The 24,341-nt window shown below is 42.3% G+C and carries 16 protein-coding genes and 2 tRNA genes; 5 read left to right on the forward strand and 13 right to left on the reverse strand.

Going from position 1 to position 24,341, the window contains the following annotated elements:
* Positions 1-11: 11 nt before the first annotated feature.
* From AC57BQ_RS15835 to AC57BQ_RS15860, 6 genes are all read right to left on the reverse strand, one after another.
* Positions 12-3,620 (reverse strand): T9SS type A sorting domain-containing protein, encoded by a 3,609-nt coding sequence (locus AC57BQ_RS15835; protein WP_496407215.1) that lies wholly within the window; start codon positions 3,618-3,620, stop codon positions 12-14.
* A gap of 426 nt (positions 3,621-4,046) precedes the next feature.
* Positions 4,047-4,799 carry a hypothetical protein gene (locus tag AC57BQ_RS15840; RefSeq protein ID WP_496407216.1) on the reverse strand — a complete coding sequence of 251 codons (753 nt, stop codon included), beginning with the start codon at positions 4,797-4,799 and terminating at the stop codon, positions 4,047-4,049.
* Between the two features lie 140 nt (positions 4,800-4,939).
* Positions 4,940-6,037 (reverse strand): MraY family glycosyltransferase, encoded by a 1,098-nt coding sequence (locus AC57BQ_RS15845; RefSeq protein ID WP_496407217.1) that lies wholly within the window; start codon positions 6,035-6,037, stop codon positions 4,940-4,942.
* Positions 6,038-6,522: 485 nt separating this feature from the next.
* Positions 6,523-6,595 (reverse strand) — tRNA-Lys (locus AC57BQ_RS15850).
* A gap of 61 nt (positions 6,596-6,656) precedes the next feature.
* A tRNA-Arg gene (locus AC57BQ_RS15855) sits at positions 6,657-6,730 on the reverse strand.
* 100 nt (positions 6,731-6,830) lie between these two features.
* On the reverse strand, positions 6,831-7,697 hold the full coding sequence (locus tag AC57BQ_RS15860; RefSeq protein WP_496407218.1) for a hypothetical protein: 867 nt from the start codon (positions 7,695-7,697) through the stop codon (positions 6,831-6,833).
* 286 nt (positions 7,698-7,983) lie between these two features.
* Here AC57BQ_RS15860 and AC57BQ_RS15865 point away from each other — a divergent pair, with 286 nt between their 5' ends.
* Together AC57BQ_RS15865 and AC57BQ_RS15870 are read left to right on the forward strand one after the other, a co-directional pair.
* The gene (locus tag AC57BQ_RS15865) at positions 7,984-8,919 is read left to right on the forward strand and encodes a Nif3-like dinuclear metal center hexameric protein (RefSeq protein ID WP_496407219.1); all 936 of its coding nucleotides are present in this window, start codon (positions 7,984-7,986) and stop codon (positions 8,917-8,919) included.
* A 321-nt stretch (positions 8,920-9,240) separates the two neighbouring features.
* Positions 9,241-10,101: an N-acetylglucosamine kinase gene (locus AC57BQ_RS15870; RefSeq protein WP_496407220.1), complete on the forward strand. Its 861-nt coding sequence runs from the start codon at positions 9,241-9,243 to the stop codon at positions 10,099-10,101.
* Positions 10,102-10,209: 108 nt separating this feature from the next.
* Here the strand turns inward: AC57BQ_RS15870 and AC57BQ_RS15875 are convergent, their stop codons facing one another.
* Positions 10,210-10,902, reverse strand: coding sequence for an NUDIX hydrolase (locus tag AC57BQ_RS15875; RefSeq protein WP_076374039.1), 693 nt, complete (start codon positions 10,900-10,902; stop codon positions 10,210-10,212).
* Positions 10,903-11,032: 130 nt separating this feature from the next.
* Here AC57BQ_RS15875 and pfkA point away from each other — a divergent pair, with 130 nt between their 5' ends.
* Genes pfkA through gap form a run of 3 tightly spaced genes read left to right on the forward strand, consistent with a single transcriptional unit; the run spans position 11,033 to position 13,874 of the window.
* Complete coding sequence (gene pfkA / locus AC57BQ_RS15880) at positions 11,033-12,019, forward strand: 6-phosphofructokinase (RefSeq protein ID WP_090467121.1); 987 nt, start codon at positions 11,033-11,035, stop codon at positions 12,017-12,019.
* 3 nt (positions 12,020-12,022) lie between these two features.
* Positions 12,023-12,871: a hypothetical protein gene (locus AC57BQ_RS15885; protein WP_496407221.1), complete on the forward strand. Its 849-nt coding sequence runs from the start codon at positions 12,023-12,025 to the stop codon at positions 12,869-12,871.
* A 7-nt stretch (positions 12,872-12,878) separates the two neighbouring features.
* Positions 12,879-13,874, forward strand: a complete 996-nt coding sequence (gene gap / locus AC57BQ_RS15890) for a type I glyceraldehyde-3-phosphate dehydrogenase (protein WP_090467124.1) — start codon at positions 12,879-12,881, stop codon at positions 13,872-13,874.
* Between the two features lie 203 nt (positions 13,875-14,077).
* On the opposite strand, the gene AC57BQ_RS15895 is transcribed toward gap, so the two are convergent.
* From AC57BQ_RS15895 to AC57BQ_RS15920, 6 genes are all read right to left on the reverse strand, one after another.
* On the reverse strand, positions 14,078-14,803 hold the full coding sequence (locus AC57BQ_RS15895) for an SDR family oxidoreductase (RefSeq protein ID WP_496407222.1): 726 nt from the start codon (positions 14,801-14,803) through the stop codon (positions 14,078-14,080).
* Positions 14,804-14,854: 51 nt separating this feature from the next.
* A complete protein-coding gene (locus tag AC57BQ_RS15900) occupies positions 14,855-15,760 on the reverse strand; it encodes a helix-turn-helix domain-containing protein (protein ID WP_496407223.1) in 906 nt (301 codons plus the stop codon).
* Positions 15,761-15,910: 150 nt separating this feature from the next.
* Positions 15,911-18,328, reverse strand: coding sequence for an ABC transporter permease (locus AC57BQ_RS15905; protein WP_496407224.1), 2,418 nt, complete (start codon positions 18,326-18,328; stop codon positions 15,911-15,913).
* A gap of 180 nt (positions 18,329-18,508) precedes the next feature.
* Positions 18,509-18,700: a hypothetical protein gene (locus tag AC57BQ_RS15910; RefSeq protein ID WP_496407225.1), complete on the reverse strand. Its 192-nt coding sequence runs from the start codon at positions 18,698-18,700 to the stop codon at positions 18,509-18,511.
* 81 nt (positions 18,701-18,781) lie between these two features.
* Positions 18,782-20,932 (reverse strand): 1,4-alpha-glucan branching protein GlgB, encoded by a 2,151-nt coding sequence (gene glgB / locus AC57BQ_RS15915; protein ID WP_496407226.1) that lies wholly within the window; start codon positions 20,930-20,932, stop codon positions 18,782-18,784.
* 574 nt (positions 20,933-21,506) lie between these two features.
* On the reverse strand, positions 21,507-23,987 hold the full coding sequence (locus tag AC57BQ_RS15920; RefSeq protein WP_496407227.1) for a glycoside hydrolase family 31 protein: 2,481 nt from the start codon (positions 23,985-23,987) through the stop codon (positions 21,507-21,509).
* Positions 23,988-24,341 lie beyond the last annotated feature (354 nt).

Consider the following 24,341-nt stretch of genomic DNA (forward strand, 5'->3'; position numbering starts at 1 on the left):
CGAATAAATACCTATCTCTTTATAAATTTTCCTTGCCCAACCAGGGCCCCATTTGATGCATCATATAAATTAACGATGTATATCCCCGGGGTAAAGTAGCCCACGTTGGCTGTCCAATTGGAGCCCGTAACTTTTCGTTTGCTCATTACAAATCCGGTTGGACCAACAATACTTAAGCTGTATGCCTTGTTAGATGATTCATCCGCGATCTGCATTTGTATCTGCGATTCGGCGGGATTAGGATAAACTTTAACAACCGATCCATTAGGCGATTGCAACGTATAAACAATGCTTATTTTTTGAGAATAGGTTACGGTACCGTCACGATCGGTCTGCTTTAACCGGTATACATTATCTCCGGTTGAGGCCAGGAGGTCGGTATAATTATAGTTGCCGGTACCATTGCTTTTAAGCTGATATATGGAGCTGAAATTACCCGCCTGATCCTGTTTTTCTAATACAAAAGAAGTATAATCGGCCTCATACTCTACCAGCCAGCGAATGTCGATCCCCTTTGCTGCTTTTTTACCCGTAAAACTGAGCAGGTGATAATTGGATGGACTTTTATTGATAACCAGTTCAAACCTTTTGCCTCCGTAAGTTGCCGCGTTACCCCTGTCTAAATTAAAATTATAGGTATCGTTATGAGTCATGTCTAATGAATCATTCAACAATTTATCGTGTAAAAAAACGGTGTAGTTATCGGGCAAGCCGCTTATTTCGTTTTTTGAAAATGTATAGATCCCCGAAGTAGTAGCACTGACATACAAAGGAATAACGGTTCTGGGGGCCGTTAACGTTGAATATTTATTCAACGCTAACCTCACACTATCGGCACTATAACTTGAAAGAAAAACACTTGCCCCCAGTCCGTCCAAATCTATCCCGTCCTCTTGCTGACTATAAGCCGGCAACCAGTCGTTTTTAAAATAAATGGCGCAGTTATCGTTACGAACACTATCGGCAGATAATCTTAATTTAATATCCGGGATAATCTCGCTTGTTGTTTGTTCTGAAACTGAATTTACAGATTGTGCAGTTGAGGAGCGCAGATTAGCAATATGCATCTGACCAGGTGCCGACATCAGTAATGGGGCCGGTTGCTGATTGGTGCTCACTTTTGCAGCCTCTGTAAAAGTTACCGTGGTGGTGGGGCCCACGGTAGGAATGGTGATGAAGAAGCCCTGCCCGCTGCCCAAATACCGTGATGCTCCATTGCCATCACTGTTACCGCTTGCACCAATGGTAGGGTCCCAATAAGAGTATCCTTTATTTACAGGATTAAAAACCAAAAACTTGGTGGAAACAGCCGCGGTATTGGAAAAATTGATCCCAGTTCCACCCGACTTTAAATTGGTATTGTTTAAATCTAATGCACTGGCATAAGGGTTACCCAACAGATAGTACCCCGTACCCGGACTGTGTTTACTCAATGTAGTAGAAGCTCCGGTATACGCCCATGGGGTAAAAGAAATAGGGCCCTGGTTTAAAGCACCTGAAGCCGAAAGGGTAACGGTTTCGGGCGCTAAGCCTACGGTCCCCCCCTTTTGTCCGGCCCCTGTACCCAGGTTATTAATATTGTCGCCAATAAAATAAAACATAAAGCCATTGCCAACAGGCAAGGTAATATTAGATACACCTGTAACATTAACCGTATTGCTGCCTGCAGTTAGTTTTTCGAGGCCTTTAAATGTGCCCGATGTAAAGGTGTTATTGTTGACGGGTACATTTTCCTGGTAAAAATATAGGGTTGGGTTATTATTAACCGTGGCATTAAATCCGTTAGCTGTACCTCCATAGCCCGAAATAAATGCTTTGGCTGCTACATAATTAACATTAAAAATGCCGCTCCCCGTATTAACCGGACTCGACAATAAACGATAGCCACGCTGACTGGTAGAGCCTCCCTGTAAATAACGCTCCACATTCACATTTCCGGTTATCGGGGTAGTATAGTTTATCGGCCCAACTGTAGCGCTTGAAGCAGCGGTTGATTTCAGCGTAAGATATGCCGCACTGCTGGTACCGGCAACGAGCTTTGCCGGGCTTACCATGCTTAATATACCGGTGGGTGATACGGCAAAATTACCCGTACCGGCGGTCATTGTTGAAATGCTGGCAGCATTGGTTCCGTTAAATGTTACCTTATTAAATACCGTACCCGCAGTACTATTGTCAAGCAATGTTTGGGCGCCCAATCCATTGAAAAAAGTAGTACCAGTGCCTTGTGTGTATACGCCTCCGCTGTTATTGGTATAATTACCTCCGATATAAAAATTACCTGAGCCCAGATTAAGGGTACCCGTATTATTAACCGCGCCTTTAATAATAATATCACCAGCATCCTGATTAACTACGGTGGATGCCTGGTTTGTCCAACCTCCGGTTACGGTAACAGTAGGGTCATTGGTGTTTAAATTCACTATGCCGCCACCTGTAGTCAAATTATTGCCAACGGATAAACCCTGTGGTGTAGCTCCAACAATGGTGCTGTTTTTATCAACAACCTTTGTACTTGCGCCAGAAAATGTCAGGTTATAATACGCTGGGGAAGTTGTATTAATATAGGTTGCTGTGGTGGTGGTAGAGGGCTCGTTAGCGGTATAAACCGTTTGATTCTCGGCATTGTTATCGCTAAACAAAGTGGTGCCACTATTGCCACCAAATGTAAAATAAACATAAAATTGATCAATCAGGGGGGTAATGATGGGGGTTTTGTTCCTTAGCTCAAAAGTGTTGGCACTACCAACCGCAGTAGAGGTATAACCCGTATTATCTGCTATAACCTGCCCGTAACCCTTAAAACCGAGTACCCCAGGATTTAAACCCGCAAAGCCGTTTGTTGTGGGTGTAAAGTTTTTAACCAGGTTCATCTGCCCCAGAAGTGTTGTTGTCCCTTTCTCTACCGAAAAACAGGGATAACAAACTTCTCCGCGGCCTGCATTACTAACGCCGTTACAATTGAGCAAAACATTTCCGTTGATGGTCAATTGATTTACCTGGGCAGAAAATAAGGCAACATCAGCAACTGTATTGGATGGCTGTGTTGCTGCATCCCCTACTACTACGTTACCCTGGCAAAGTACATTCCCGGTCCCGGCTATAATGGCGTTAAAAATATTTCTGGGGTCGGCCACACCCGCATAATGATTTTGGGTTATATTTCCGGTTACTGTTAATGTAGTTGTAGCGCCATTAACAGTCAGCATCATGGTATATTTTGTCCCAAAACTTTGCTGTGTCCCCCCGGTGTTCCGCAAATAATATGTCGCGGCTGTAACACCATTATTGCCAAGGGTTATGGACTTCCAAGTGGTATTGGCGGTTACGATTGGAAACCGTGTAAGCGTAAGCGTTTGGCTGCCTAAATTTACACACAAAGCACTAATAAGCGTATAAGTGGTGGCTACGCCAATTCTTACATCGTCATTAGCACCAGGGGCGACAGGACAAGCTATTAAACCAGACTGAGCCCAGTTTCCGGCATCTGTTACATCAGTACTATTTCTACCAGTCCAATCAAAAGTCCCGGCTTTAACCGTGCTTGATAAAACCAGCAATAACAAACAAATGCCTGTTTTAAAAAGCCTTAAACTACCAATATCGCTGTGTACTTTCATTAGATTTTATGACCAATTATTGAAATTTGGACTACTGAATATCTTTATTGATCAATACTTTTATCCCTGGTTATTACTGGTGGTGGTAATCATTAACGGAGGCGTATAAAGACCTATTTATTTAATAATATGATACAAATCAATTTACCAGCCACTGATATTATATAAATTTGCTTGTTTTTAAATTAAGTTTAAACTGCTTCGACACACAAGCTAATCACACCGACGAAATGGCAATCGGGCACGATGGAATATTGGCAAAATTGATAACCAGCTGGCTTTTTCCGCATTACGTTCAAATCCACAGTGATGGTTTTCCGCAACGGGAGTATGTCATAAAAGAAATCCAATTGGTAAATATTAAATATATACCCAGTGATGTGAGGACATATTATTTCGTTTCAGGAAATTTGATAATATGGGTATTCAAAACCCGAAATCCCTTACTAACTTACTATAGGATACTGTGTTGCCAAAATTGTACCGAAAACCTATGGTGAAGTGGGCATATTGGTCGGGGGCGTTGTTTTTAAACTGTGCCGGAGGGTCATTGTAGCCATCCAATCCTTCGCCAAAAGCATAGCTGTGTTCATAGCCGAGGGTAATGGTATAACCTACCTGCTCATAAGAATCATAAATTTTAAACTCATACCCAAACCGCAGCGGTAATACTACGTTGGTGCTTTTGTCTTTCCCCTGGAAACCATTGGTGCTGCCCACCGCGCCGTTTTGAGCATATGCAGGTAAGTTGGTACGCTGTATATCTTTCATGTTGTTGGAAATGGCACCTATACCCGTGCCCACATAAAAGTTCTTGATCACGTTTAAAAAACCGTTGTCGGAATAGTCAATAAAACTACCCAGTTGAACATCGGCATGGATCAATAAGGCTTTATAAGCGTTTCTGTATATCCTGCCGAAAGCATCTTTATCAGGAGTACGGCCACCACCCGAAAGCGTTCCAAACTGGTACTCCAGCGCAATAGGTACGTAAGGGTTAAAATTATAGGCTATGTTAAAGTTGTAAATAGGGTGGTAGTCCTGTTTTTTGGTATCGGCATAAGCCCTGCCATAGCCAATACCGCCCCCAACACCCCATTCATAATAGTTGTATCCGTCCTGCGCCTTTGCGGTAAACCCGGCAAAGCCTAAAACAAAAAACAGAATAAATTTTTTCAAAGCTAAATTTTAATCAATATCTGTTGAAACAGACCTCATCTAAATATATAGGGTATTTAATATCCTTGCAGTGATATTAGACACAAAGGCAAAAACATCCGATGAGTAAACAGAAATGATCGTTGAATGAGGAGTATGTTTCAGACTACCTGTTCACGTCCTTTGGAGCGTTCCTTCGAGCGGATGCAAAAAGTGACTATCCAGTTAAAAATAATGGGGATCAACAGGATCACTGAAATCAAAAAAGTATTGCTCAGGTCGCTGAAAAACAATACAAAACCAATGGCGCCCAGGTTAATACCTGCCAGGCACAGGGTGGCCTGTAAATGGGTAAGACCCAACTTCAGCATCCGGTGGTGCATATGGTTCCGGTCGGCATCAAATGGCGATACTCCTTTTAGTATCCGGAGTGTAAACACCCGCAGGGTATCAAAAACAGGTCCTATCAATATAGCTACCGTAAGCGCGGGTGCGGTAAACAGATGAGGTACTCCTGCTACGCTGATCTTACTGATCTCGGTATACTTAATGGCCATTACTGCTGATACCAAACCGATCAGTAAAGCGCCTGTATCGCCCATGAATATCTTGGCCGGGGTAATATTATACCGTAAAAATCCGGCTACTGCCCCTACCATTGCCAGGCAAATAGCTGCCAGCTCATACTGTCTGATCGACAGGAACATCACAGCAAGCGTGCCGTTAACGATCAACCCAGTGGTAGCAGCCAGGCCATCTATACCGTCTATCAGGTTAAAGGAATTGATGATCAGCATGATCAGTAAAATGGAGAAGATAGCGCTGGGCACATAAGGCAGATTAAAAATACCCCATATACCATACATACTGGTGATCCGGATATCGCCCAGCAAAACCAGTATGGCGGCTACGATGAACTGGATCAGGAATTTGGTACTGGAGTTTACCCCCGAAAGATCATCCTTTAAACCCATGGCAAATAAGATGATACAGGCGATCAGCAAATAACTGATGGGCAGGGCTTTGTCTATAATACTGAATAGCAGCGTGGTGATAATAAAGCTGACAAATATGGCCACACCACCCAAACGCGGGATGCCATGGTCATGCTGTTTGCGGAAATGACCCACATCGTCATATAAATGACGGGCACGGGCCACATGCAAAATGGAAGGTATAGCTAATAGGGTTATCAGGGTGGAGATGACAACTATTAAAACATTGTACAGAAAGTGATAAGAGTGTAAAAGTTCCATCATAGAGGCCTGGGGTTAAAGCACGTATCAGGTTGTTTACTTCGCGTCACTTCGTATTATTCAGCGATAATTATCAACAAACAAAGCTTGTAAAACTGAACTACTTCACCTCGTCGGGCCGTAACACCCTTGTTGATATCTGAGACTAAAATTAGCATATCAGGCGGTTTGTTTTTAACTTTCGACACGTAGTGATTCTTCATCGACAGAAAGGCGGATATAACCGTTAAAAACAGATAGTCTTCAGGCTACTTATCGACGAAAAGGTTGTTCTGCTATGATCAAAACATTTCAGCAGATAATCTTCATTGCTATAAGACAGAGCCATCTACAGCTTCACTATGATTTATTACTAATTTATTTGATGTAATAGGTAAAAGTAAATAATCACGCATTCAGAATACGTGGTATCTTTTAAGGTCATTGAAAGATCAATCTATAAAAAAAGCCTTAAATGAATCATTTAAGGCTTTTTAAACGAATGTTTGTGATCCCGCTGGGATTCGAACCCAGGACCCCAACATTAAAAGTGTTATGCTCTACCAGCTGAGCTACGGAATCGTTGCACTGTTACTACTATAAGAATTAAAAAGCTCCTCCAATTTGTTTAGAGAAGCTTTCGTGATCCCATCAGGATTCGAACCTGAGACCTACTGATTAGAAATCAGTTGCTCTATCCAGCTGAGCTATGGGACCATCGCGATTTTTTCGCGGTGCAAAGATGCAAAATTATACGGAATTATCAATCAAATTTGTGAATTCTGTTATGATTTAGGCGTGTGTGCTGTTTGGATGACTAAGTTGTGGTTATCTTGCCGGTAAGCAAATCGACATGATAAGTTTTATTTTTAATAACTACACTTGCTTTATGATCACCTAAAAAATTAATAACGCCCTCATAATACCACTTTATACTATTACCCTCACCCACGGCCGCAAAAGTTATACTACCTCTTGTGATATCGTTATTTTTTGCTAAATCAATACTTACATCATTCAAAGTATAATAAGCATGTACAGATGATGGGATTAGTGTTTTTTTAGTTGACGCGGTATCAACAAATGATTTAATACTTCCGTTAAAAGAAATAAGTTTGCTACTGCTGCCATTAATAGCCAGAGGTGCAGTAAAATCAAAAGCATTTGCCTGATAAAAAGCTTTTATATTATGGACAAACAAGCTACTTGGTGTTTGGCCGGTTGTTGCCAGAGAGTCATAAGCTACGTATCCGTTTAACAATCTGAAAACAGTATAGGGCTTTACTCCGGGAGTCTTGATAGTATCACTCTTACAGCTAAAATAAAATTTGAATAATCCGCTGGTCTGCGAGCTAATAGTATCGCCAATAACTGTTTTATAGTTCACTACCGTATCCGGAAAAAAAGAGCACAGGTCAACGAGACCTGATATAAGTGGCTTTGATTGCCTGATGGTAGTCAGATCAGGCAGGATCAGCCCCTTATTAATATCAACACCTCCATAAGCACCAGACAGGGTTTGTGTTACATTTCTGATGATCTGGTTTGTAGCAAGGCCCATAGTGTCAACCTTAGATATTGGAGGTTCGGGTTTCTGGTTTAGTTTGACTTCTTTTCGGCAGGCCGTATAAAATAGTGCAGTTACCACTAATACTCCAAGGGAGATTTTAAACTTAAATTTCATGATAAGGAAAGGGTAGTTTTTTTTAATATTTCGGGATTAGATAATTGTGAGTTTCGTGCGAAGCAAGCAATTCAAATGCCGTTAATTAATTAACCACACCATAAAGGTCAATTTTAATCAATTTAACAACAAAGCAATTATATGCTGATGGTTAAGCCGGTGATGTTATCCCGCAATTAAAAAACATGAGTAAAACAATACACTCTGAGGAAAATAGCGGGCAAATTATTACGCATAAAACACCTGGGCTATTTTTTATATTTGATCAGTACCATACCCAGACATCATGAGCATTACAAATTATCCGTTTCGTTTAAACCAGGACCGGTCCAGGCGTAAATTCATTTATAACTTTACTAAGGTAGCTGGTGTTTCCGCCCTACTGACTTCGCCTGTAATAAGCCATGCCAACAGCCTTCTTGATCTACCAGCCACTTTCACCGTTGGGCAGGTCATGGACATGTTTATCAGCCAGGTACCGGGCGCTCCTTTCAGCAATACTGTTGATACCCTAAAGGCTGGTAATCGCGATATTCAGGTTACCGGTATTGTTACAACCATGTTTGCTACCATTGAGGTGATCAGGAAAGCCATTGCCTTAGGCGCCAACTTTATTATTGCCCATGAACCTACTTTTTACAATCATCAGGACGAAACCACGTGGCTGGCTAACGACGATGTTTACCGCTATAAAGCCGACTTGCTTAAACAACACAATATAGCCGTATGGCGCAATCACGATTATATACATAGCATTAATCCAGACGGGGTTAGGATGGGCTTATTAAAGCAGTTGGGCTGGCAGAGTTACTATAATCCTGCTTCAAGCAGTGTACTGATGCTTCCTGAAACGTCATTAAGCGCTTTAATTGGGCATTTAAAACAGAAATTATTTATCAACAAGGTCAGATATATTGGCAATCCGGAACAGATTTGTCAAAAAATATTACTGATGCCCGGCGCTGCCGGAGGGACCAGGCAGATACAAGCCATGAGCAAAGAAAAGTCCGACGTGTTAATATGCGGCGAAATACAGGAATGGGAAACTGCCGAATATGTACGTGACGCGCAGGCTAAAGGCGAAAAATTATCGCTCATTGTATTGGGCCATATTGCCAGTGAGGAGCCGGGCTCTGAATTTATGGCAAGCTGGTTAAAAGAAAAGCTACCTGGCATAAAAATAACACATGTATTATCCAACAATTCCCTGTCATTTTTGTAGTTGTAAGGCGCGGTGATAATAAAGCATTTAGTAAACATTATTTGTTGCTAAATAATTTAACATTACGTACAATTGCAAATTAAGTATTTTAATTACCGGTGTGCTAATTACATGTTAATCATACACTTGTTATAATGAACAGCTTTTTGACAAAACATGTATCAACATTGGTATTTAATGTGTTTTTAAATGATAATTTATGCAAAAACAAAGCATTATTGACTTGAAAATCGCAATTTTTGTTTTTTAAAATAGAAAGTGTTTTTTTTACAATAAGTTAATCATACTTTTAACCCAATTTTTTTTAATAAAACTTAATTTATGATCATAATTGCTGACGGTGGCTCAACTAAAACAAATTGGTGTCTGGTAACCGAAGAAGGTAAAAAAGTGTATTTTAACACTGAGGGTTATAACCCTTATTTCTCAAGTACGGAATATATCATACAATCTTTAAATGAAAGTTTGCCAACCGACCTGGAGAAGGATGAAATAACCGAAGTAAATTATTACGGCGCCGGCTGTTCGACACCCGAGATGCGTAAAATTGTTGAGGAAGCCATGAAAGTTGTGTTCACCAAAGCAAAGGTGAACATTGGTCATGACCTGCTTGCCGCCGCCCGTGCCCTGTTAGGCAACAACGAAGGTTTTGCCGCTATTTTAGGTACCGGTACCAATACCTGTATCTATGATGGTAAAGATGTGATCAACAACATTGATTCCGGAGCTTATATTTTAGGCGACGAAGGCAGCGGTTGTTATATCGGCAAAAAATTACTGGTTGATTATTTACGCGGTTATATGCCCGAGCCGGTACGCAACCTTTTCTGGGAAACGTTTAAATTGACACCCGACGATATAAACGAGCAAGTTTATACACAACCACGTGCTAATCGTTTTTGTGCAAGCTTCAGCAAGTTTGTTTATGATAACAACGTACATATTGAATACTCACGTAACCTGGTACGTACATCATTTGAAGATTTTTTCCGCAACCTGGTAACACACTACCCTGATTATCAAAAATACAGCTTTAACTGTATTGGTTCAGTTGGTTACAACTTCAGGAATGTTTTAGAAGAAGTGGCTACAGAAAACGGTATGGTAGTAGGCAGCATCATCCGCTCTCCTATAGATAACCTGGTAAAATATCACCTGGAACTAGCTCCAAGCTCTTTGTAAAAAAGAGTCAAGAGATTAGAGTCAAGAATCAAGATAAAAAAAGGCCTGGAAATTACTTCCAGGCCTTTCGCATTTTTATTTTAATTGTCTTGATTCTCTTCCCTCCCCCTATCCAATATTCATTTCGCCTTGAAATATTTTGCCGTATTTACGCTTGTCGAATTTGTATAATTTGGCCGCGCGATAGGACACTCCTTTTTGTTTCTCATCAAGTTCTTTTAAAAACCCGTAGCTCAGCATTTTCTTTCTGAAATTCCGTTTATCCAGCTTTTTGCTTAAAACTGCTTCGTAAAGGGATTGCAGCTGGGTAAGTGTAAATTTTTCAGGTAGCAGTTCAAAAGCGATCGGTTGGTAATGCAGTCTCCTGCGGATCTTATTAAAACCGGTATTGAATATCTCGCTGTGATCAAACGCGAGTTTAGGCAATTCATTAACCGGGTGCCAAAAGGCTTTTTTGGCGTACTGGGTAACCGGTCTCAACTCTTTTTGCCCGTTTATGCGGATCAGCGCGTAATAAGCTACGGTGATAACCCGGCCCTGTGGGTGCCTGTTCACTTCACCAAAAGTATGGAACTGTTGCATGTGTAAATCGCGCAAGCCGGTAAGCTCGTACAAGATACGCTCGGCAGCATCGTCAATACTTTCGTCCTGTTCCACAATATAACCGGGCAACGCGAGTTCATCTTTATATGGCTCTTCGTTACGTTCAATAAGCAAAATTTTAAGCTCGCCGGCTTCAAAACCAAAAATTACGCAGTCAATAGAGAATACGGAATCAAACTTGGGTAGCATTACTTCCAAAACTGTACGGGGATTTAAGTTTAATTGTTAAATATATGACCTTAATTCCTAATCCAAAAAAAAACAAATAAAATTTAATGGTGTAATTTACACACACTATCTTCGTAGCGCAAATCTAAGTAATGTAAAAATGCAGAAAATTTCAAAAATTGCGGTTTTAACTTCTGGTGGCGATGCTCCCGGAATGAATCCCTGTATAAGGGCAGTTGTTAGAACAGCACTATATAACGGCCTTGAGGTTGTTGGTGTTAGGCAAGGTTACAAGGGACTTATTGAGAACGATATGTACGATATGGACAAACGTTCGGTAAGTAACATACTTAATTTGGGAGGCACTATTTTAAAAACAGCCCGCTGCTTACCTTTTAAAGAAGACGAAGGCATGGCTACCGCCTATAAAAACTTAAAGGAGCATGGCATTGATGCCCTGGTGGTTATCGGCGGCGATGGTACGTTTACAGGCGCACTGCGTTTTTCAAAAAAATATCCAGACATTGCTGTTATGGGTGTACCAGGCACCATTGATAACGACCTGTGCGGCTCAACCTATACCCTGGGTTTTGATACAGCTACCAATACAGTTATTGAAGCTATTGATAAGATACGTGATACAGCCGACGCGCATGACCGACTGTTTTTTATCGAAGTAATGGGTCGCGATTCTGGCGCTATCGCTTTACGCGCGGGTATTTCCTGCGGTGCCGAGGCTATCCTGCTACCGGAAAAACAAACAGCTATTGAAGATCTGATCAAGAATCTGAAAGACGGATCATCTAACAAAAAATCATCAAGTATTGTTATTGTGGCCGAAGGCGATAAAAATGGCGGTGTGTATGATGTAGCCAAAGCTGTTCAAAAAGAAGTTAAAGATTACGATATTAAAGTAACTATATTAGGCCACTTGCAAAGAGGTGGCAGTCCGTCAAGCTTTGATCGTATTTTGGGTAGCCGTTTGGGTTATGCCGCTGTAAATGCGTTAATTGCGGGCGAAACACAAAAAATGGTAGGTTTGCAGGCCAACCACATTCTGCTTACCAGTTTGGAAGATGCCCTTAACCACCATGAATTTAAGCTGGAGGCTGATCTTTTGGAAATGGCAGCGATATTATCGATATAATAAATGATTGCAGTTGTATATAGCGGATCGTATTTTGCACATTGGCGGCTTGCCGATAAAGGAAGAACTGTTGCTTCGTTTAAAACCAATGGCATCAACCCTTATTTTAACGACGAAAAGTATATACAGCAGTTACTCAACAAAAACATTAATCTGATACATCACGCCGAAGAAATAAAACGCATTTATTTTTTTGGCGCCGGTGCCTCTTCCGATGAGCGCAGGCAAATTGTACACAACGCATTATCGGCCTTTTTTAAATTTGGCAAGGTAATAGTTGAGCATGATATTACTGCCGCGGCCATTGCCTGTTGTAAAAATTCACCCGGTATCATCAGTATTTGTGGCAGCGGCTCCAACGCGGCCTGGTACGATGGCAAAAAGGTGCAGACCAACAATTATGGCCTGGGTTATATCCTGGCCGATGAAGGTTCCGGCAATTGGCTGGGCCGGCAGCTGATCAAAGGTTTTATGAACGAAACCTTGCCCCCCAACCTCAAAAAGAAGTTTGTGAGCAAGTATGATGTAGACCGAAAAACCCTGCTGGAGAAAGTTTACAGACAAAAACAACCCGCTTTGTTTTTAAGTTCATTCACCGAATTTTACCTGGATAATCAACACGATCACTATCTGCAAAACGTCATAAAAAAAGGTTTTAGCAAGCTAATTTCAACATATTTACTACCTTTATCAAAGCAACATCCCGGAGCCTCTATTCATTTTGCAGGTACCGTAGCTGCCAACTTTCAGGAGTATTTACATGAAGCTGCATCTGAGGCAAACCTTCAAATAGCAAATATCATTAAAGAACCTATAAATAATTTATTAACCTACTATTCTAATAAAAATTAAAAAAATCATGAAAATAGGAATTAACGGTTTCGGCCGTATTGGACGCCTGGCATTCAGAGCCGCAATTGAAAGACCCGACATTGAAGTTGTTGGTATTAATGACCTTGTTGAGCCTGATTACATGGCTTACATGTTGAAATACGATTCAACTCACGGACAATTCAAAGGCACTATTGCTGTTGAAGGCGGACATTTGGTTGTAAACGGTAAAACTATCCGTGTTACTGCTGAAAAAGATCCTGCTAACCTTAAATGGGGTGAAGTAGGTGCCGAAGTGATCATCGAATCAACAGGCTTATTCTTAACTCAGGAAACTGCACAAAAACATATCGACGCCGGTGCCAAAAAAGTAGTAATGAGCGCCCCAGCTAAAGATGATACCCCTACTTTTGTAATGGGTGTTAACCATAAAGAATTAAAAGCCGATCAAACTATCGTTTCAAACGCTTCATGTACTACCAACTGTTTAGCACCTATCGCTAAAGTATTGGATGATAACTTTGGTATCGAAGAAGGCTTAATGACTACTGTACACGCTGTTACAGCTACTCAAAAAACAGTTGACGGCCCATCGGCTAAAGACTGGAGAGGTGGCCGTGGTGCTTACCAAAACATCATCCCTTCATCAACAGGTGCTGCTAAAGCGGTTGGTTTAGTTTTACCTCAGTTAAAAGGTAAATTAACAGGTATGTCTTTACGCGTACCAGTTGCCGACGTATCTGTAGTTGACTTAACTGTACGTTTGAAAAAAGGTGCTTCATACGAAGCTATCAAAGCTGCTATGAAAGCTGCATCTGAAGGCGAATTAAAAGGCATTTTAGGTTATACCGAAGATGAAGTAGTGTCTGAAGATTTCAAAGGCGATGCTCGCACTTCAATTTTTGATGCTAAAGCTGGTATCGGCTTAAACGATAACTTCGTTAAAGTTGTATCATGGTACGATAACGAATGGGGTTACTCAAACAAACTGATCGACCTGGTTCAGGAATTGGGTAAGTTCTAATCTTGATCTATCAATTTTAATTTATATAACAAAGCCTGCGGTTTACCGCGGGCTTTGTTGTTTTACTCCCTTTTTTTAAATCATGCCGAATTTATTTCGACATCCCACATGCAGAGTGTACAACATACTGGTTAAATGTCCCGTGGGATGCTGAAACAAGTTCAGGATGACCACGCACTTTTATCCTTCCCTTCCCCCAAAACTTACCACGGCGTCTCGCCATAGTCGCTAATATATTTGCCTGTTGGACCATCTTTGTCCAGCATGGCGTAGGCTACAATTGGTGCTGCGCCGTCTTCTACTTTTTTAGGACCCTGGTTGTTATTGAATTCGGTATTGGTATAACCAGGGTTTACCGCGTTTACTTTAAAAGAGTCCTTCAACTCAGCGGCTAAAGCAACGGTGTAAGCATTCAGAGCTGTTTTTGACGGCCCATAAGCTGCCGATTTAAAATGATAATGCTCCCAGTTGGTGTCATTGTGCAGTGTAAGTGAACCCAGATCGGAAGTTACATTCACGATCCTTGGATTTTCGGCCTTTTTCAGCAGATCAATAAAGATCCTTACCGTACGGATCGGGCCAAAAAAGTTTACTTCAAAAACGGTGTGCAGTGTTTCATTATTGGCATTGGAGGGCTGTTGTGGAAAAGCACCGGGGATGCCCGCGTTATTGATCAGCACGTCCAATTTATCAATCCGTTTGATCAGATCATCATGAGCTTGCTGAACAGAAGCTTCGCTGGTAACATCTATCAACAACAATTCAACATCGTTAAAGCCTTCGGCTTTTAGTTGCTCAACAGCTTTGTCGCCGTTGCCTTTATCCCTGCTCCCTAAAAATATATGATAACCCGCTTTGGCCAACTGGCGTGCGGTTTCCAGGCCAATTCCTTTATTGGCGCCGGTTATTAAAACTGTTTGTTTATTCATGAAGCAAAGCTATGCCGGCCTGTTCGAATAGCTGCTGCACATTGCCGGGCATTAACTGTACATTTCCCGGATTTGCTCCCGATAGCTCACCGGAGTAGTATTAGCAATCCGTTTAAAGAAGCGGTTAAAGTATGCCGCGTCTTCAAAACCAAGCTCATCCGCAATTTGCTTTACCGATAATTCGGTGTGCAGCAGGCGGCGTTTGGCTTCGACAATAAGGCGTTCATGAATATGGATGATGGCCGTTTTACCGCTTTGTTGTTTAACAACTTCTGTAAGGTGACCGGGTGTTATGTTGAGTTTTTCGGCATAAGCAGCAACATCATGCTGCGTGGTGTAATGCTCGCCGATAAGAGCCTGGAAGCTTTTAAGCAGGCAATAACTCTGAGTAAGGCAGCCTTCGCCAAATTGTTCGGTATATAGCCGGCTCAGGTAGATCACCAGCACCCGAAGCCAGGAGGTAAGCATCTGGTTGCGCCAGGTGCCATCGGCATTAAACTCCGCAAGCATTTTTCGCATTACATCCTCAATAAAGTTCATGTCATGCGCGGTTAGCAACAATTCATGACCACTATTCGGATTTTGGATAATGGGTAACTGTTTTAGCATCCGATTCTCTTCAAGTTGTAAAAACTCATCGGTGAAGCTGGCCATCAAGCCCTCCATTTGTCCTGCATGTTCTTTAAGGTGCACCTGGTGGGGCACGGTAAAGTAAAAGGTATCCGGTTTAAGGGTATAAGGCATAAAATCGATCCAATGCCGATTATTACCTTGCTTTACCAATACAAACAGATAGTAATCCTTACGGTGAGGTATCAGAAAAGCCGGATCAAGCTTAAACACTCCACAATTTGCACTGGCCTCACGCACCTCGATCATGCTGCTGCCAATGCTACTGTTTTGCAGTAGTGAATAGGTTGGTATTGCTGGTTTATCAAGTGTGGCTAAAACTGACATACAGCAAAATAACGGAATTACCAGCAAAAATTTGTCATCCTGAGGTACGAAGGATCTATTCGCAAACAGGCATACTTAGCAATAGATGCTTCAACCGTAGTATGACCTGATATATCCTTTATCCTTGCTCCAAAATCCTTAATCTTAGAATTATTCCGTTTTTAAACTTTTAACCGGGTTTGTTAAAGCGGCTTTTACACTCAGGTAGGATACCGTGGCAAATGCGATCACCATAACGATCAAAAACGGAACAAGGAATAGGAAAGGACCAATATCAACCCTAAAGGCATAGGTTTGCAACCATTGGCTGATAGCATACCAAGCCAAAGGAGCCGAAACAACAAAGGAGATAAGCACCAATGCCGCGAAATCCTTATATAGCAATGTTAAAATGCTGTTCACGGTAGCCCCCAGAACCTTGCGGATCCCGATCTCTTTGGTACGTTGCACAATGGTGTATGACACCAGTCCAAACAGTCCTAAGCAAGCTACGAATATGGCAATGCCTGTAAATACGCCAAATACCTGCCCAAAACGCTGATCGGTTTGGTATTGCTCATTAAAATGCTGATCAAGGAAGAAATAATCAAACTGATCGCCCGGAAAAAATGCTGACCATGTTTTTTTGAGGTCTGCAATAGTTTGAGGCAGATTATTTGTACTTATTTTCACCGATACAAAGCCCCTTACATCAGGAATACAACGGAAAATGATGGCATCATAAGCATCCCGCAATGATTGCTGATGGAAATTATCTACCACGCCAACAATCGTATATACCTGCCCCCAGAAATCAATACGTTTTCCTAATGCCTCTTCGGGCTTGTTAAAGCCAAGCTGCTCTACCGCTTTTTTATTAAATACTACGCTATGTGGCTCGTCTCCAAAACTTTTGGAGAATTTGCGCCCAGCTATAAGTTTTAAATCATAAGCGGCCAGGTAATCATAATCGCTGCCAATGATACGGTATTGCTTACCCTGGCTTTGGTCGGCTGTGGTTAATTTGATACCGCCGGCATTCCAGGGAACCGGTTCACCAGGAATCGAAGTTGATACGGTGACATTTTTTATGGCAGATTGTGTTAAGCTTTCCTGTTTAAAAGCGCTCATATCCCGGTAAAAGGAATCTACTTTAATAAGCGGCGGTTTAATAACCAGTGTTTGATCGATTTTTACACCCAGCTTTTGGTTTTGCATAAACTTTAACTGCCTGAATACTGTAAGGGAGCCAATCAGCAGGAATATAGAGGCAGCAAACTGAAATACCACCATTGCTTTGCGCAATACTACTCCCTTTGGTGATGCCAGTATTTTACCCTTCATGACTTCAACAGGCCTGAACGATGATAGCACAAGGGCCGGATAAAATCCGCTAAAAAATGATCCCAGGACAAATATGCCCAGCATAGATCCCCAGAAAACAGGCCGGGTAAACATATCAAAGCCCATTTGTAAACCTGATACACGTGAAAAACCAGGCAAACAGATCAGGATAAGCACAACGGCGAGTAATATAGCCAGACCATTAAGCATCATAGCCTCCAGCATAAACTGGGTGATCAACTGCCCTTTAGCTGAACCTAATGTTTTACGAACACCCACCTCCTTTGCCCTGCCGATACCTCGTGCCGTCGCCAGGTTGATATAATTGATCCAGGCAATGATGATCACAAAAATGGCTATGCCCAGCAATAAATAAACAGATTTACCATCACCATTGGGCTGAAACTCCAACATCCGGTTAGAGTATAAATGAATGCTTTGTACAGATTGCAGCGTATATATCCCACCCTCACCAGCACTTTTATAAGCATCGTAAACCTTTTTCACTACAGGTATAAATTTACTTTCCAGTACTTTAGGATCAACACCCGGCCTCAATAGCAAATAGGTAGTACAACCATCACTTAACCAGGCATTATCCAGGTTGTAATCCTTATTGGGCGGATTATCCTTTAACAAGGTAGCGTAGGACTGTAAAAAATCAAATTTCATGTGTGAATTAACCGGAAGGTTTTTCATCACACCGGTAATTTTCAAAGGTTTATTACTATTGATGATCAATGACTGCCCTACAGGATCAATATTATGAAAAAGTGTTTGCGCTACATCTTCTGATATCACCACGGTATTTGGCTCCTTCAATGCGGTTTTGGGATCACCACTGATAAGTGGGAACGAGAAAATATTAAAAAAAGACGCACCGGCGAAATAATCATTTTTGATCACCATTTTCTGGTCTTTATAATTGGCCAACACCTGCCCGGCACCTACTATCTTTACAAAGTCCTCTATCTCTGGCAAAACAGCTTTAAAAACACTGCCTGGTGCAAAAGCCCCTCCTGCCCATTGGGTACTTAATTTACCATTATTATACCTATCCTGGTTAATACGGTAAATGCGATCTTTTTTAGCGTGGAAATTATCAAAGCTTAATTCGAAACTAACGTATTGCAAAATCAAAAGACATGCCGCCATGCCTATAGCTAAACCAACAATATTAATGAATGAGAAGGCCTTGTTTTTAGAAAGGTTTCTAAAAGCTACAAGCAGGTAATTTTTTAGCATAATCAATTAAGTTTAGGCCATAGATACCGCTAAAAGCATACCCCGGTTTTAAATTACTGAATTTCAGGAATTTAAATAAATTCAATTTTAGTAACTGTTCGGATTCGTTACAATTATTGTTCAGTATTGAACAGGTGAACAAGAGCACATATCACTAAATATCAGCAGCTTAAAGAACATTCACATCAGTTCGCTATCCTTTTTTTCATGGTAGGTTTTATAAGCAAGGTAAAAGAACAAGAGGGATGGCACCGCGTTGAGCAATACATTTTTTGGATTTACCTCGGGATAAGTTATGATTACCTGCACAATTAACGATATGAGCAGTAAACCGCCGATAGCGATGTACAGATAACGAAATTTCGGATTCATGGGTATTCGATTAACAATGTAACCAAGCTAAACGGGTATTTCCGGTTAATGGTTACATTGTTAATTGTTTTTTTAAATCTGTTACCGTTTCAATTCGTATTTAGCAGGTGCGTCTTTCGCGCTTTTAAACACAGTAGCACCTAGCGGTGGTATGGTAATGCTGATAGAATTATCCTTACCATGCCAGCTTATAGCTTCGGCGGTTACCTGCCCGGTATTGGTTAGGCCGCTGCCCCAGAATTTTTTAGCGTCCGAGTTAAATATTTCTACCCATTGCCCGCTTGCCGGTACGCCTATGCGGTAATTATGCCGCGGTACAGGGGTCATATTCAGGATGATCATCAGATCGTCTTTCTCCAGGTGGCCCATGCGTCTGTAAACCAATATGGAGTCATTGGCGTTACCACCATCTACCCATTCAAACCCACTAAAATCAAAGGCTTTCTGATACAGGGCCGGCTCATCACGATACAGGTGATTCAGCGCCTTTACCGTTTCGCTCATGCCCTGGTGGTTAGCGTATTCCAGCACATGCCATTGTAAGGATTGTCCAAAATTCCACTCATCGCCCTGGCCAAATTCGGCCCCCATAAACAGCAGCTTGGTGCCCGGGTGCGTAAACATATAGCTATACATTAAACGCAGGTTGGCAAACTGCTGCCACTCATCGCCCGGCATTTTGCGCAGCATCGAGCCCTTGCCATATACCACTTCATCATGCGAAAAAGGCAGCATAAAGTTTTCGGTAAAGGCATATATGGTACTAAAAGTAATTTCGTTATGATGGTATTTACGATGGATAGGATCTTCGCTAAAGTAGCCTATGGTATCATGCATCCAGCCCATCATCCATTTCATACCAAAACCTAAGCCACCTAAATAAACCGGGCGACTAACCCCTGTGAATGAGGTAGATTCCTCGGCAATGGTTTGTGTTGATGGGAAGTGGCTGTAAACGGCCTCGTTAAACTCTTTTAGGAAGGATACAGCTTCCAGATTTTCATTTCCGCCATAAATATTAGCTTCCCATTCACCGTGTTTACGGGAGTAATCCAGGTAAAGCATAGAGGCCACCGCATCCACACGTAAACCATCGGCATGATACCTATCAAGCCAGAACAAGGCGTTACTGATCAGGAATGCCCTCACCTCGTTACGCCCATAGTTAAATATATATGATTTCCAATCCGGATGAAAGCCTTTACGCATATCGGCATGTTCATACAGGTGCGTGCCATCAAAATTATACAAGGCATGCGCGTCGCCGGGGAAATGTGAAGGCACCCAATCCAATATCACACCAACCCCGGCCTTGTGGAACTCTTCAATCAGGTACATTAACTCCTGCGGCGTGCCATAACGCGAGGCTGCCGCAAAATATCCGCTGATCTGGTATCCCCAGCTCGGGTAAAACGGCGATTCCATGATCGGCATCAGCTCTACATGCGTAAAACCCATTTCCTTAACGTAAGGCACCAGTTTAGCAGCCAGCTGCGTGTAGGTTAAAAACTCATCAGGACTCTCTAAACTGCGTGCCCATGAACCTAAATGCACCTCATAAACGCTGTATGGTTTATCCAAGCCATTATGCTCCTGGCGGGTTTCCATCCAGCTGGCGTCTTTCCATTCGTAAAAAGTATCTGCAACGATAGATGCCGTGCTTGGCGGTACTTCCCAACGTAATGCAAAGGGATCGGCCTTTTCCAGGTCGGCACCGGTTGATGATTTGATATAATATTTATAGGTTTCGCCCACGCCTATATTAGGGATAAAGCCCTCCCAGATACCCGAGGAATCCCAGCGGGCATTTAAACTATGCGAACCCCGGTTCCAACCGTTAAAGTTGGCTATAACAGACACATACTGCGCGTTTGGCGCCCAAACAGAAAAATAGGTACCAACAACCCCATTAAATTCCACCACGTGCGAGCCAAACTTTTCATACAGCTTATAATGCTTGCCCGATTTAAATAAACTGATATCAAAATCGGTAAAACGACTGTAGGGCTCAACAGCATTCAGGATCACATGTGTTTTAGGCGTGGATGGCTTTACTTTTGCCACAAACGTTGCAGCTACGGCAGGCTTGGATTTTGCAACGGGCTTTTTAGCTGTTGCAGGTTTTTCTGCCGGTGTAACCACCTTTTTGTCTGCCGCTTTTACAGCTTTCTTCTCTTTTACAGGTTTAGCTTCCGGTAACGGGGTTTCGGTTTTCTTTGTTTGTTTGGCCATGATATAATAACCTGTTAAGGTATGTTAGAATAACCCAATGTACGGGAATGGTTTGGTTTATATAATATCAAATATAACAGGATTTGTAAGATTTTGATTTGATTTAAAAGATTATACTTCGATCCCTTATTTTACTCCACCACCCCTCGCCATCCGATGACCTGAAAAACTTTTTAAACCTTAAATTTTAACACTTTTCTGCTCAAAAACGGGACAAAAAGGGCTGAAAACTTGCTCAAAAACCCTCATTTTAACACTTTTTAACAAATTTTAACATGGTTTTGATGTGTTTTTGAAACTTTAAAAAGTATTAATTTATTGATTATCAATTAACTAAGTTAAAATCAGTCGATTTTGGGGCTTGTTTTGTCCTTAACAAAACAGCCCGGTTCTCTCTTTTGGAGGAAACCGGGCCGGTGTTTGTATAAAGATACGAAAAATAGTCGGGAGTTGGAAGTCTTTGGCTCTGCCTGCGGAAACCCCTCCCTGCCATCACTCCGGCAACCACACCCCTCCCGTGGGGAGGGACTGGAAAGTCACGTAACAAAAAAGGCCCCGTTTGGGGCCTTTTTGATTATTTTAAAATTTCGATATGTTTGAAATTCTTGCTGAACTTAAACTCTACCGTTCCATTGGTATTGATGATGAAATCGCTTACCACTTTGCCATCGGCCAATATTTTGCCGGGTTTAAATGGTAGCCCGATGATGTTGAGGTGATAGCCTTCATAACGCGGGGTATACAGGCCTTCCATACTCTGGTGAATGGTCATCTGGCGGGAGTTACCGTTTACTACAAACTTTTTCTCGAGATAGATATCCTGCTCGTAAGCAAAGGTTTCGCCATAATCTTCAAACAGGAAAGAGTTCACTTCGTAGTCTGAATAATAGATGTTTTGCTTAACCTCTTCTATTTCATGCTCGCCAACGTATTGCATTACCGGATACTCTGGTATTACCGAACCGGCTTTTACAAATATCGGTATAGTTTCCAGCGGTGTGGCTACAGCTACTTCTTTGCCCCCTTCTACTATCTCGTGGGTCCAGAAATTGAACCATTTACCTTTGGGCAAATACACATTGCGGCTGGTTTGGCCCGGCTCCATTACCGGGCAAATGAGTATTTTATCGCCATAAGTAAACTCGTCCTGACGGAAGTGGTTTAATTTCACATCCTGCTCATGCATCACTATAGGCCTCAATATCGGGAAACCATAACGATGATGCTCCCAGAAGGTAGAGTAAAAGTAAGGCATCAGCTTATAACGCAGCTCGATAAACTTGCGGTTGATGGCTGTAAATGGTTCGCCAAAGCTCCAGGGCTCGCGCTCCTTGGTATCACCCGCAGAGTGCGCACGCATGAAAGGCGAAAAAGTCCCCATCTGGATCCAGCGGGTAAACAGTTCGCCATCGGGCTCGCCGCTAAAGCCGCCTATATCGGTACCGCAAAACGGTATGCCCGATACAGAGAGGCGCTGGCATTGGATGTTACCTAATTTAAGGTGTTCCCAGGAGGCCACGTTATCACCCGTCCAAACGGACGAATAGCGCTGTACGCCCGAGTAACCTGCCCTGGTTATGGTAAAAGGGCGTTTATTTTTCATGATGTTACGCAAACCCTCATAGGTTGAGCGTACCATTTGCATACCATATATATTATGTGCCTTACGGTGCGATCCGCGGAAACCATCGTACTGGTGGCGTACATCATCGGGGAAAGTACCGGCGCCAAATACGGCAGGCTCGTTCATATCGTTCCAAACACCGGCTACACCCATCTGTACCAGTTCGTCAAACAAACCACCCCACCAGGTACGCACCTCGGGATTGGTAAAATCGGGGAACTGGCAACGGCCCGGCCAAACGTGACCCTCCATAAAATAATCGTCGCTGCGGCGGCAGAAATAACGGTTCTTTTTACCCTCTTTAAATACCTCATAATTATCGTCGACCCGGATCCCCGGATCAATGATCACCACGGTTTTAAAACCATCGGCAGCCAGTTCGCTGATCATCTTTTTAGGATCAGGGAAGTATTTGCGGTTCCAGGTAAAGCAGCGGTAGCCATCCATATAATCAATGTCCAGATAGATACCGTCGCAGGGAATCTTGTTATCACGGAAGCCCCTGGTGATCTTTTTCACCTTAGCCTCGGGATAATAGCTCCATCGGCATTGGTGATAGCCCAGCGCCCAAAGCGGCGGCATGGGGTGCGTTCCGGTTAAAATATGATAGCTTTTTACCACGTCCATCATGTGCGGCCCGTGGATATAGTAATATTGGAGTTCGCCGCCATCGGCCCAAAAACTTGTTTTGGTGGTATCTTCGCCGCCAAAGTCAAACTGAGCTTTAAACGTATTATCAAAGAAAATACCGTGCGCTATACCTTCATTTACACTGATGTAAAAGGGTATGCTGCGGTAAAGCGGATCCTGGTTCCACTGGAACGAATAAGCGTCGGTATTCCAGTTTTTTAAGCGTTTACCGCGCAGGTTAAATTCGGTTGGCTTATCGCCCAAACCAAAAAAGCTTTCGTCGGGGTGACAGGTTTTGGTGCAAAAAACATAATAACCGCCAAACTTCACATTCTCTTCCCAGTGCATAGGCACAGCATCGGTGCTGGTTACATGGTTATTGCTATCAGAAAATGATATAAAAAAGTCCTTTTTGCGGATATGACAGTTTATCGATTTAGTGGCTACCCGAAATTCCAGCTCATCTTCAAACAGGGTAAATTCGGCAGCTTTATGTTCCAGTTTCGGAACCGCGTAAGAGAACTCTTCCAGGAAAACGCCATGTGGAGCAACCCTGATCCGTATGATCTCGTCCGTTACTACTACCACCTCAACTTTCGCATCGCCATCGGTAAAGTAGAATTTATTCCCCAACTGCTCGGCATGATTTGGCGTACCAAGGTATTTCTTGATGATTGGCTTTATAGCATCAGCCGGGTTATTGAGATGGTGGAACTCCTCGTCATCTTCTTCTTCAATTATGTGTTCCGCTTCAACTAACTTGCGAGGTATCAGCTCCTCATTTGGTATATTACTTTCCATTCAAATCTATTAGGGGTCTGCTACAAATATGTATAAAGTGTACTTACTACGCAATATACGACTATTGAATTAATGAAAAATCATTAACCGTGCCATTAAACGCAATTTCTCATAAATTTAATTTAATTTTTATATCGATTTTTTATTGGTGTGCGGTTACTTGCGCTCGTTTGCAACGAGTGCTTAACATGGGTTTGCGTTTAAAACGCAAGGGCGATGCAATCGCCTCTCCACAATAAGCACTCGTTGCAAACGAGCGCAAGGCTGAAAGAGGGGTTAAGAAAATATATTTGTCATGCTGAACGGTTGAAGCATCTACTGTACAACATGCAAGCAGAAGAAGATCCTTCGCTA

The sequence above is a fragment of the Mucilaginibacter sp. BGA-UO-ETr-C110 genome (assembly GCF_059567985.1).